This is a genomic window from Rhodohalobacter sp., from assembly GCF_041686455.1.
GTDB lineage: Bacteria > Bacteroidota > Rhodothermia > Balneolales > Balneolaceae > Rhodohalobacter.
Window position 1 is genome coordinate 1 of sequence record NZ_JAWLDW010000082.1, and the last position, 12,287, is coordinate 12,287.

Consider the following 12,287-nt stretch of genomic DNA (forward strand, 5'->3'; position numbering starts at 1 on the left):
CCTTTCTCATTATATCCTTTCAACAATACGGTTCGGCTCGATGGTTTTCCATCCTGATCAGCCGTGGCCAGAATCATTGCATTGGGATCTGTTTTAATTTTATCGACGGCTTCTTCAAACCAACCTGTGAACTGCTCGATCGGATCATCACTGACATGTTCTTCCAGAAATGGCTCACCGGCATACTCGCGCCGCAACATCTCCACGGCCTGACGAGCAGCGGTCTTCGGTTTTGACACCTCATCTCTGCCTGGAATCCATCTTTTGAAAAAACTGAACATGGCTTGAGTTCTGGATTAAAGTTAGAATATGAAACCCACCTTTTCAAAAGGAGAGTTAGGAGGATGATGATATTTCAGCACAAAAATGATTTATCCTTTTACACCCCTCTTTCTCTCCCCTTACTAGGGGAGAATTTGTCAACTTAAGGACTATTTTCTTATTTCGACTTCATGCTAAACATATCGTAAGTGAGTTATTCTGCAGGTTCAGCTTCCACCTCTTCCGAAGCTTCAACAACCACATCCAGTTGTGTATCAAGATCCTCAAGCACACCGATAATGGTTTCCACTGCGTTCAGATAAAATTCCGGATTTGTATTTTCGTAGGTATCCGTTGGCGCGTGGTAGTGAGGATGATCTTCCACTCCAAAGTAGATAAAAGGTATTCCTTTTGCGTGAAATGGCCCATGATCCGAAGCCATCGTCCAGTCTTGCGGCCACTCATCCGAATCATAACCAAACAGTACATTAATAGGGGCATCGGCAGTAGATTGTTCAATCACCGGTTTCAAAAAAGGGTAGTGGTAGGTTCCAACCGCATAGAGTTCGTTTTCAAAGTTGTTGCTGATCATATCCATGTTCACATTCATCACGAGTTGATCGAGCGGAATCACCGGGTTATCTACAAAGTGCCGTGCGCCTCCAAGTCCCTGCTCTTCGGCATCCAGTGCTATAAACATGATGCTGTTTTCCGGCTGAACATTAGTGAAATAGCGTGCGGCCGCCATCAAACCGCCGGTACCGGAGGCGTTATCATCTGTACCATTATAAATTTCGCCATCCTCCATTCCCAGGTGATCGTAATGAGCCACAACTACGATGTAGCGATCCGGATTTGTACTGCCTTCCACATAGCCAATCAGGTTCACGGCATCAACAAATTCCTCTTCGGATCTCGGGCTTGAGTGATCAAATAGATGGCGATAGCTGTCGCCAAACATCTTCAATCCAAGATTTTGAAATCTCTCTTCAATGTGATCCTGTGCCAACCGGTTGCCTTCGGTATTGGTTTTACGTCCTTGAAGTTCATCAGATGCCAGGTATTCCAGATCTGACAAAATCTGTTCTGAGTCAACGGCATTAAATGGTTCGGACTGCTCTTCTACCTGACTACAAGACCCGAAAAATACCAATATTAAAACCGGAAGAAAATAGCGTAACGTTTGGTATGACTTATTCATAATTTTGATTGTTTTAAAAAATATTGATAGAAGAAAATAGCGTATTTTCACTAATATTAAGAAGGAGATTGGTCTTGTAACTAAATATTACAATAACCGTAGATTTAATCGTCTTAGAGCAATAATTGATGATTTAGTTGATACTGGACGCCCACTTCACGAACTGCAATCGGTATGAGTACAGACAGATATAACCTTAAAAACAATCTGTGAAATTCAGAACCCGATTCTCTGGATGATTATCTTGAGCGGGCAGAAAAGCAATCATCCAGAATAAAAGAAGATCCGGAGTTACCCAGGCCCAAAAGAAATTATTTTGCCATTGCGGTCTTTTTAGTCGTTGGATTTTTTCTGGTAAGAGGTGTAACCAACATTTCCTTCAATCCCTTTCCCTCCATTTTCCAAACCGTATCCGTCAATCAACCGAGTGATGATCTGCTAAATCGAATGAACGACAGAATGGTAGAGATGGGCTACATCGGATTAAATAATGAGGAACTCCGCGACCTCCGAAGCAAAGATGTAACAGCTACCTATATTTCAAATATCCGGGCACTTGATTTTACGGAATTAACACTTGATGAGGCCGTAAGCTTGACTCAGGCTGATGCCTCATCAGCGTTTATCGCCATGATGCTGGAACTGGGTTACGAGCCTACGATAGAAGATATTGTTAATCTCAGACGCGCCGGAGTAACTGCTTTTTATACCAGTAATATTCATGATTTGGGCTATCGTGATGTTACTATGGAGCAGCTCATTCGGATGCAGCGGATCGGTGTAACAACCTCACTCATTGAAAGCCTCCAAGAAGAGAACGGAGAGGACATTCCGCTGGAAGATATTATCCGGTACCGGATTAGTAATCAGTAGTAACTGCTTTTGATTCTTTTTAAAACTTCATTTTGAGAATACGTTAATAAAGTTCGGAGGTCACACAAAAAAAGACCGCCGAATAGGGGAGAAATATAAAATTCGACAGCCACTTTAAAAGTGGCCGTCGATTGGTTTTTAAATTATTCCAGTGCCGCTTGAGCCGCTGCAAGCCGGGCCACCGGAACCCTGAATGGAGAACAGGAAACGTAGTTCAGCCCCTGTTTGTAGCAGAAAGCCACACTTTTCGGTTCCCCGCCATGCTCACCGCAAATTCCAACCTTCAGGTTTTTATTCTGTTCGCGGCCTTTTTTCGTGGCAAGCTCAACCAGCTGTCCCACACCTTCGATGTCCAAAACCTGAAATGGATCATTTTGCAGAATACCTTCATCCAGGTAAACCTTCAGAAATTTCCCCGCATCATCCCGGCTATAGCCAAATGTCATCTGAGTTAGATCATTCGTACCGAATGAGAAGAATTCAGCTTCCTTGGCAATCTTTTCGGCCACCAATGTAGCTCTCGGTATTTCAATCATAGTTCCTACCTTATACTCTACTGATTCTCCCATGTCTTCAAAGACCTCTTCGGCCACTTCATCTATCACCAGTTTCTGGCTGTGAAACTCCTGAGCTGTTCCAATCAGCGGAACCATAATTTCCGGAAACACTTCTTTACCTTCAGATTTTAGCTCTACTGCTGCTTCTAGGATTGCGCGAGTCTGCATTTCTGTAATTTCAGGATATGTAATACCCAGCCGGCAGCCACGATGGCCCAGCATCGGGTTAAATTCACTGAGCGACCTTACGATCTCTGCAAATTTTTGATGTTCAATTCCCAGTTCATCCGCTACCTTGGCTATTTCTTCTTTATCATCAGGCAAGAATTCGTGCAAAGGTGGATCGAGCAAACGAATTGTGACCGGCAGGCCGTCCATCACTTCAAAAATTTCCTTGAAATCCTTTTTCTGATACGGCAACAGAGTCATTAATGCATCCCTGCGCTGATCATCTGTTTCAGCAACAATCATACGCCTCATTGCTTTAATTCGCTCTTCCCCAAAAAACATATGCTCTGTCCGACAAAGGCCAATTCCCTCTGCCCCGAATTCACGGGCGCGGGCTGAATCCTCAGGACTGTCTGCATTTGTTCTCACACCCATATCCCGGTATTCATCCACCCAGTTCATAAATGTGTAGTAGTCGTCATCCATTTCGGGTTTTACGACCTCTTTCTTTCCTTCAATCACAGTTCCCTGTGTTCCATCTATCGATATCCAGTCGCCCTCTTTTATCGTTTTTTCTCCATTTGTAAACTGTTTTTTCTTGTAGTTGATAACAATATCACCGCACCCGGCTACACACGGTTTTCCCCATCCTCTTGCTACAACAGCTGCGTGACTCGTCATGCCTCCGCGAGAGGTTAAAATCCCTTCAGCGGCAGACATTCCTCCCACATCTTCGGGGCTGGTTTCTATTCTTACCAGAATGACCGGATTCTCTTCGGAGGCTGTCTCTTCAGCTTTTTCTGAACTGAATACCACGCGGCCTACTGCTGCACCCGGAGAGGCCGGAAGGCCGGTTCCCAAAATTTTACTTTTATCAACGGAATCAACATCAATTTGTGGATGAAGAAGCTGATCTAAATGAGTGGGTTCTACCAGCGATTTAACGGCTTTCCGATTATCAATTTTACCCTCGTCAACCATATTCACGGCAATTTTAACGGCTGCTTTACCGGTCCGTTTTCCATTTCGGGTTTGAAGGATGTAGAGCGTCCCTTTCTGAATGGTAAACTCAATATCCTGCATATTGCCATAGTGCTTTTCCAATTTTTTGGAATAGCCCATGAGCTCATCAAAAGATTCCGGCATTACATTTTTCAGCTCATTAATATCCTTTGGAGTCCGAATCCCTGCAACCACATCTTCGCCTTGAGCATTGATCAAAAACTCGCCATACAGTTTATTTTCTCCGTCTGATGGATTTCTGGTAAAACAAACGCCCGTGGCGCAGTCATCGCCCATGTTACCGAATACCATCGCCTGTACGTTTACAGCCGTCCCCAGCAAACCCTCTATTTGATTTATTTTACGATACTTTACGGCTCTGTCACTATCCCAGGAGCTAAATACCGCGTTGATGGCAAACTTTAACTGCTCGAAAGGATTATTTGGAAACATGTGACCAGTCGCTTTCCGGTAGACAGCTTTGTATCGCTCTACCAGATCTTTCAAGTCGTCGGCATCCAGATCCGTGTCTTCCTCAACTCCCTTCCTATCTTTCAATTTTTCGATTGCATCCTCAAATTTTTCATGAGGTATTCCCATCACCACACACCCGAACATATCAATGAATCTTCGGTAACTGTCATAAGCAAATCGCTCATTATTTGTATGACTTGAAAGCGCTTCAACACTCTTATCATTTAATCCCAAATTAAGTACCGTATCCATCATACCCGGCATAGATTTCGCTGCCCCCGAACGGACCGATAACAGTAGAGGGTGTTCTGAATCGCCGAGATGCGTCCCCATAATCTCTTCTATAAACTTCACTCCTTCCTTCATCTGAGTTTTCAAACCGTTAGGCCACTCCCCGTTGTGAGTAGAATAGTAATGGCAAGCTTCGGTAGATATGGTAAATCCGGCGGGTACCGGTAGTCCTATACTCGACATTTCAGCCAAATTGGCGCCCTTTCCCCCAAGTAACTCCTTCATGGATCGGTCCCCGTCTGCTTTCCCCGAACCAAACGTATAAATTTGTGCTCCTTTTGTCTCCTTATTCATAAAAGTCTCCAATTAGTTATTAAATAGAAATTCTGCTCTTCTCTTTAGATGATTGATATTTAAACTTCAAACGATCTACTAACATATTATATAATTATGTGGATTTTGTGAAACTTCACATCAATCGTATCTACTATAGCAGAACACTTTTTGGTTTGATCTCTGTGCCTGACTATTTTGGGGTGACAATTACTACTAATCTGAATATTGCTCTGCATGAAATTTAAAATGCCGCATACGCTCACTCTGCTCTTTTTCCTGATGGTAGCAGCTTTAGTGGCAACCTGGATTATACCCCAGGGTCAATTTGATACTCGTATTGTAAATGACCGAGAGGTTGTGATACCGGGCACATTTCAAACCGTCGAAGATGGCGAATTTTTGGGGCCAATAACTCTTTTTACTGCAATTCCCAGAGCATTTGGTGCTGCACAAGACATCATCTTCTTCCTGTTTATCATTGGAGGTGTATTGGCTGTTATTCGTAAAACAGGAGCGATTGATGCCCTTTTAGGAAGGTTACTGGAAAATTTAGGCGGAAGGCCCGGAACCCTCATATTTATAACCGTTTTTGTTTTTGCACTGGCATCCAGTGCGATGGGAGCTTCTGCCGAATACATTCCTTTTGTTCTGATTCTTGCCGCGCTCTGCCGTACTATGAAAATGGATAGCATGACGGCTGTTGGAATCATTGTGGCCGGATATGGAATTGGTTATGGTGCTGCAGCTTTTAACCAGTATACCGTTGTAGTTGCTCAAGGCGTGGCGGATCTGCCTACATACTCCGGTTGGCAGGTAAGAATGGGAATTTTAATTCCATTTGTAATGATAGGCGCCCATCATGTTTACAGCTACTCAAGAAAAGTTCAAAACGATCCCTCCCTCAGTTTAATGAGCGGTATAACTCCACCCGAATCGGGCGCATCACCCAAAGAGTACCCATCACTCACAACTGCGCATATAACTATTCTATTTTCATTTATCCTCGCTTTGGGAATAGCCGTTTGGGGAATTGCGACCCGTGGTTGGTATCTGAATGAGTTGGGAGCTGCTTTTGTGATTCTTGGTGTAGTTGCGGCAATTATTGGCAGAATCGGACCTAGCCTGATGGCTAAGGAATTTGTAAAAGGAGCGAAAGAACTCACTGAAACAGCACTGTTGGTTGGTGTTGCACGCGGTATTGCCCTGATCATGGAGGATGGTGAAATTCTTCACACTATTGTAAATGCGCTGTCTGTTCCTCTCTCCAGCGTAGGTCCGGAACTTTCCGCGGTTGGGATGATGATTATGCAGACAATATTGAATCTCTTCGTCCCATCTGGCAGTGGGCAAGCCTTTGTAACCATGCCGCTGATGGCACCATTGAGTGACCTGCTCGGAGTTTCCCGACAGATTGCGGTTCAGGCTTTCCTGTTTGGCGATGGATTTGCCAACATGATTGTCCCAACCAATGCCGTGTTGATGGGAATTCTCGGAATGGCCGGAGTTCCTTATGACCGATGGTTCCGTTTCTGTCTTCCGCTGCTTGGCAAACTGCTCGCATTTGCAGCTATTTGTATGGTGGCTATGGTGATGTTTGGATACTCTTGATCGCTAAAGAAGATCGGCAACCGTCACCCGAATGCCCTTCTTTTCCAGTTCCTGAATAATAGATTGTGATGTACCGGAATCTGTAATGATGTGCTGAATACTGTCGATTGTGCATATTCTTCCAAACCCACGCTTTCCAAATTTGGTATGATCGGCCAGAACAACGGTGTATTGAGCTATTTCGATGAATTTCTGATTCAGGCTGGCCTCCATCAAGTTGGTAGTTGTCAATCCATACTCCAAATCAACGCCATCAACACCAAGAAATAGAATTCCACAGGTAATATTGTTTAGAAAGTCCTCAGCATATGGACCAACAACTGAGTTGGAACTTGGCCTTAACTGACCGCCTAGCTGAGTGATATCTATATTTTCGCGACCTGACAGTGTCAGCGAAACGTCCAGAGAGGATGTGATAACAGTCAGGTTGTTTTGAGAATAAACTTCACGCGCAAGGGCAGAAACCGTCGTTCCCGATGCCAGAATAATAGAATCTTTATCACCGATTAATTTTACCGCTTCTTTTGCAATGGCCTCTTTCTCTTGTGCCTGTACCTTAGCTTTTTCTGAAACAGGACGGTCACTGGTGTAAGGATTCGAAAGCGTTGCGCCGCCATGAGTTCTGAACAACAAGTTCTTGTCTTCCAACAGACGTAAATCCTTTCGAATAGTCACCTCGGAAACCGAAAGTTCATCACTCAACTCCTGAACATTTACTTTCCCAGTCTCTTTCAGTTTATTTAAAATTATTTCGTGACGTTCTGAAATTGACATCTTTATGTTTTGTTTTTGTTTTAAAGTACAAAAGGAGAGACGCTATAACAAAATTTTAACTAGTTCGAAACTATATGAAATAATTATTAGCCAATAATTTACACCTAATTACGGGAAACCTCTGAAACGCTACCAAAACATCAGTATTAAACTTTCGTTTGTATTTCATTTACTTTTGATTTATAATATATGCAGAACATAATGAAACATAAGGTCACTAAACCATACGGCCATGAACAGAGCAGAAAGAATACATAAACTGGAAAAGAATTTTAATAAAGTCTGGGATGTGATCATCATCGGGGGTGGAGCTACAGGCTTGGGCGTGGCGTTAGACTCAGCATCAAGAGGACTTAGCACACTATTATTAGAACAGTCAGACTTCTCCAAAGGAACTTCAAGCAGAAGTACCAAGCTTGTACATGGAGGAGTACGGTATCTGGCTCAAGGAAATATTGACTTAGTAAGAGAGGCGCTGCGCGAAAGAGGTTTACTTGAAAAGAATGCCCCTCACCTGGTACAGAACGAAGTTTTTGTTATTCCTAACTATACGCGTTTCAATAAGCTATTTTACACTGTTGGGTTAAAGATGTACGATGTGCTATCCGGGAAGCTGAGTCTTGGGAAATCGAAAGGAATCTCTAAAAAAGAGACAATTTCCAGAATTCCGACCATCAATCAAAAAGGTTTAAAAGGCGGAGTTGTTTACCACGACGGCCAGTTCGACGATTCCCGACTTGCTATCAACATAGCCCAAACAGCCATTGAACAAAGCGCGGATGTATTCAACTACTTTGAAGTTAACGGACTTTTGAAAAACGGTGAAGAAGTAACAGGAGTGAAGGCTGTTGATAAGGAGAGTGGCAAAGAGTACACTTTCAAAGGGAAAGCGGTAATAAATGCAACCGGTGTATTTGTGGATGAGATCATGGAGATGGATCAGCCCGATCACAAAAAGACCATTCGTCCCAGTCAGGGAGTCCATCTTGTTTTGGATAAAGAATTTATGCCGGGCAAAGATGCCATTATGATTCCTAAAACTGACGACGGCCGGGTTCTGTTTGCCGTTCCATGGCACGATAAAGTTGTAGTTGGAACAACGGATACTCCCCTGGACGAACACAGCCTGGAACCAACCGCCCTCGAAGAAGAGATTGAATTTATACTTACCACCGCCAAAAAATATCTGAGTAAAGCTCCTACACGCAAAGATGTGAAAAGTGTGTTTGCGGGCTTGCGACCCCTCGCGGCTCCCAAAGGAGATTCCGATAAAACAAAAGAGATCTCCAGAAGCCACAAAATAGTCGTTTCTGAATCAGGCCTGATTACCATTACAGGCGGCAAATGGACCACTTTCAGAAAGATGGGAGAAGATACAGTTGATAAAGCTGTGAAAGTCCGTCAACTGAAAGGAAATGAAAGCCGAACAGAAGAGATGCAAATTCATGGATTCATGGAAAATGTTGACTTCCGGGATCCACTCTACTTTTACGGCTCCGACAAAGCAGGAATTGAATCCCTTTTCGAAGAAAATCCGGATTGGAGCAAACCCATTCACGAAAATTATCCATATTTAAAAGCTCAGGTCATCTGGGCTGTACGACACGAAATGGCCCGAACCGTGGAAGACTTTCTTGCCCGAAGAGTACGTGTACTGTTTTTAGATGCACGCGCTGCCATAGAGATGGCCGAAACAGTAGCCAACTTAATGCAACAGGAGCTTGAAAAAGACAACTCCTGGGCTAAAGAACAGGCCGAGTCTTTCATTGAACTTGCCAATCGCTACTTATTGGAAGAGTATAAACCTGCACACACAATTTAACCAGCAACCAAAACTACACAACCCATGGAACAATACATCTTATCACTGGATCAGGGGACTACAAGCTCCCGCGCAATCGTCTTTAACAAGCAAGGCGCTATCGTATCAACGGCTCAAAAAGAGTTCAGACAAATTTATCCCAAGCCGGGCTGGGTAGAGCATGACGCTCAGGAAATATGGTCAACTCAGGCGGGTACCGCAGCCGAGGCAGTCGCTTCGGCCGGCATTAACGGAAAAGCGCTTTCAGGTATCGGGATCACCAATCAACGGGAAACTACGGTGGTTTGGGACAGAGAGTCCGGCCAGCCGGTTTACAACGCTATTGTTTGGCAGGATCGCCGTACATCAGACTATTGTGATCAGCTAAAGGATGAGGGGCATGCTGAGATGATTCAGGATAAAACCGGACTCGTTATCGATGCCTATTTCTCCGGCACAAAAGTGAAATGGATTCTGGACAATGTTGAGGGAGCCCGAGAAAAAGCAGAAAATGGAGAACTGGCATTCGGAACTATCGACTCGTGGCTGATCTGGAATTTTACGCAGGGTGAACTGCACATTACTGATGTAACAAATGCTTCCCGAACACTGCTATTCAACATCAACACCATGGATTGGGATGATGAAATTCTTGAGCTGATGGACATCCCCAAAAGCATGCTGCCGGAGGTAAGGCAATCGAGCGAAGTATACGGAAATACAAAAACCACTCTATTCGCGAGTAAAGTACCAATCGCGGGGATCGCGGGCGATCAGCAGTCTGCACTGTTCGGACAGATGTGTACCGAAAAGGGAATGGTGAAAAACACATACGGCACGGGTTGCTTTATGCTGATGAACATTGGCGATAAGCCGATCAAATCGGAGAATAACCTGCTTACCACCGTTGCCTGGAAAGTGAATGGCAAAACTACGTATGCACTGGAAGGGTCCGTATTTATTGCCGGCGCCGTCGTTCAGTGGCTGCGTGATGAGATGAGCATTATCCAGGAAAGTAAGGATATCGAATATTTTGCCGGAAAAGTTGAGGACTCCGACGGTGTTTATCTCGTGCCCGCTTTTGCAGGTCTCGGCGCCCCGTACTGGAATCAGCATGCGCGGGGTACGATGGTTGGAATTACCCGTGGAACCAACCGTGCCCACATTGCACGAGCAGCCCAGGATTCCATTGCCTATCAGGTAACCGATCTGCTAACCGCCATGAATGCCGACTCAGGCATTGATATCAAAGAACTTCGGGTGGATGGCGGTGCAACTGTAAACAACACCTTAATGCAGTTCCAGAGTGACCTGTTGGAAGTACCGGTTATTCGACCAAAAATCACCGAAACAACGGCATTGGGTGCGGCATATCTCGCCGGACTTGCCGTTGGATACTGGGATGATATTGAGGAGATCCGCCAGCAGTGGATGGTTGACAAAAAGTTTGAACCAAAAATGGATCAAACCAAAGTTCAGGAACTGACCAAAGGCTGGAAGCGAGCCGTAAAAGCGGCCATCGCATGGGCTGACGATAAATAAGAAAACCACAAAGCAGCAGGTAAAAAAATGCCTGCTGCACACTATTAAAACTAAGATTAACTAAACGGAGAAGTTTATTATGAGTCCATATATAGCTGAAATTATTGGAACAGCTATCCTGATGCTGCTTGGTAACGGTGTAGTTGCCAATGTGCTTCTAAAAGATAGTAAAGGAAACGGAGGCGGATGGATTACCATCACCTGGGGTTGGGGAATTGCCGTATTTACCGCAGTATATGTTGTCGGTCAATACAGTGGAGCCCACATTAACCCTGCCGTAACACTTGGTCTGGCATTTGGCGGACTTTTCGATTGGGCGCAAGTTCCATTCTACATTGGTGCCCAGATTCTTGGAGCTGCCATTGGGTCACTGCTCGTTTGGCTGGCCTATAAAGATCACTTTGCAAAAGAAGAAAATGCCGATTTAATCCTTGCAAGTCACAGTACGGCGCCGGCTATCCGAAAGTATCCCAGTAACGTAATGACTGAGGCCATAGGCACACTCATGCTGGTATTCGGCGTCTTTTACCTTGTAACACCCGGTTTTATCGATGCTAACGGAGAATTTCTGGAAACGATTATCATTGATGGAGCGGAGGTTGGTTTTGGACTCGGTTCACTCTCAGCACTCCCCGTCGGCTTACTTGTACTTGGAATAGGACTTTCTTTGGGCGGCCCCACAGGCTATGCGATCAATCCTGCACGTGATCTTGGACCGAGAATTATGCATGCTATTCTTCCCATCCCGGGAAAACGAGACAGCGACTGGGCGTACTCATGGGTACCGATTGTTGGGCCAGTCATTGGAGCCGCATTAGCCGCAGGACTTTACCTGATTCTCTGATCAAGTTAAAAAAGAGTGCGGACGAAAGGCATGCACGCCAATCATCCGCACCAACATCCCATTAATCTTTATCAACCATCGTGCGGCTGTCCAATTGCGATCGGTAACCGCCTGATGAAATTGCAATTAACAGGATTACTATATCATGAAACTTAAGAAACTTTACCTCACCACTCTACTGTCCATTGGGCTTTTTACAGGCTTTTTGGCAACCTCTTCGCCTCTTCATGCGCAAAATGTAAGCTATGAAACAGACGAGAACTGGCAGTTTGATGTGACAGGACAACTTCCGGTCTTCATCAATTTGTCTAATCACGAATCGTATAACAGCGACGGCAGCGATCAGTTTTCAACCCGGATCATGTCGGGATTTAACCCCGGAAATATCACCTTTAACATCTCCGCCCCCGAAATGGACGGGATTTCCGTTAAAGCAATATTTCAAATCAACCATCACCTTCAGGGTGCCAGTATCCAGAACGATGGCTTGTTTGAAGGACGTATTGCAGATATCCAGATATCCGGTGATTTTGGTACCGTTAATATGGGAAAGGGGTTTGGTATTTTTAACAGCAGCTCAATCGGTGATGCCGGCAGCGGTATGGGCATTGGCCG

At 44.7% G+C, this 12,287-nt stretch carries 11 protein-coding genes; 7 read left to right on the forward strand and 4 right to left on the reverse strand.

From position 1 onward, the window contains the following. Together ACESM0_RS09715 and ACESM0_RS09720 are read right to left on the reverse strand one after the other, a co-directional pair. Positions 1–281 (reverse strand): pyridoxamine 5'-phosphate oxidase family protein (locus ACESM0_RS09715; RefSeq protein ID WP_372905970.1); only part of this gene is annotated, 281 nt, incomplete at its 3' end. Positions 282–475: 194 nt separating this feature from the next. After that, positions 476–1,462 carry a M28 family peptidase gene (locus tag ACESM0_RS09720; protein WP_372905972.1) on the reverse strand — a complete coding sequence of 329 codons (987 nt, stop codon included), beginning with the start codon at positions 1,460–1,462 and terminating at the stop codon, positions 476–478. Positions 1,463–1,909: 447 nt separating this feature from the next. Here ACESM0_RS09720 and ACESM0_RS09725 point away from each other — a divergent pair, with 447 nt between their 5' ends. After that, positions 1,910–2,335, forward strand: coding sequence for a hypothetical protein (locus tag ACESM0_RS09725; protein WP_372905974.1), 426 nt, complete (start codon positions 1,910–1,912; stop codon positions 2,333–2,335). A 143-nt stretch (positions 2,336–2,478) separates the two neighbouring features. Here ACESM0_RS09725 and ppdK read toward each other — a convergent pair whose 3' ends face one another. Further along, positions 2,479–5,121: a pyruvate, phosphate dikinase gene (ppdK, locus tag ACESM0_RS09730; protein WP_372905976.1), complete on the reverse strand. Its 2,643-nt coding sequence runs from the start codon at positions 5,119–5,121 to the stop codon at positions 2,479–2,481. A gap of 98 nt (positions 5,122–5,219) precedes the next feature. Between ppdK and ACESM0_RS09735 the strand changes: the two genes are divergently transcribed. Continuing rightward, positions 5,220–5,348 carry a hypothetical protein gene (locus ACESM0_RS09735; protein ID WP_372905978.1) on the forward strand — a complete coding sequence of 43 codons (129 nt, stop codon included), beginning with the start codon at positions 5,220–5,222 and terminating at the stop codon, positions 5,346–5,348. Then, positions 5,338–6,711, forward strand: a complete 1,374-nt coding sequence (locus ACESM0_RS09740; protein WP_372905980.1) for a YfcC family protein — start codon at positions 5,338–5,340, stop codon at positions 6,709–6,711. Before ACESM0_RS09735 ends, ACESM0_RS09740 begins: the two co-directional genes overlap by 11 nt. A gap of 3 nt (positions 6,712–6,714) precedes the next feature. Here ACESM0_RS09740 and ACESM0_RS09745 read toward each other — a convergent pair whose 3' ends face one another. After that, positions 6,715–7,485, reverse strand: coding sequence for a DeoR/GlpR family DNA-binding transcription regulator (locus ACESM0_RS09745; protein ID WP_372905982.1), 771 nt, complete (start codon positions 7,483–7,485; stop codon positions 6,715–6,717). A 232-nt stretch (positions 7,486–7,717) separates the two neighbouring features. Here ACESM0_RS09745 and ACESM0_RS09750 point away from each other — a divergent pair, with 232 nt between their 5' ends. The 4 genes from ACESM0_RS09750 to ACESM0_RS09765 all read left to right on the forward strand — a co-directional run. Further along, a complete protein-coding gene (locus ACESM0_RS09750) occupies positions 7,718–9,307 on the forward strand; it encodes a glycerol-3-phosphate dehydrogenase/oxidase (protein WP_372905984.1) in 1,590 nt (529 codons plus the stop codon). A gap of 24 nt (positions 9,308–9,331) precedes the next feature. Beyond that, positions 9,332–10,828 carry a glycerol kinase GlpK gene (gene glpK / locus ACESM0_RS09755; protein ID WP_372905986.1) on the forward strand — a complete coding sequence of 499 codons (1,497 nt, stop codon included), beginning with the start codon at positions 9,332–9,334 and terminating at the stop codon, positions 10,826–10,828. 79 nt (positions 10,829–10,907) lie between these two features. Beyond that, on the forward strand, positions 10,908–11,672 hold the full coding sequence (locus tag ACESM0_RS09760; protein ID WP_372905988.1) for an MIP/aquaporin family protein: 765 nt from the start codon (positions 10,908–10,910) through the stop codon (positions 11,670–11,672). 145 nt (positions 11,673–11,817) lie between these two features. Further along, on the forward strand, positions 11,818–12,287 hold a 470-nt coding region (locus tag ACESM0_RS09765), incomplete at its 3' end, for a porin (RefSeq protein WP_372905989.1).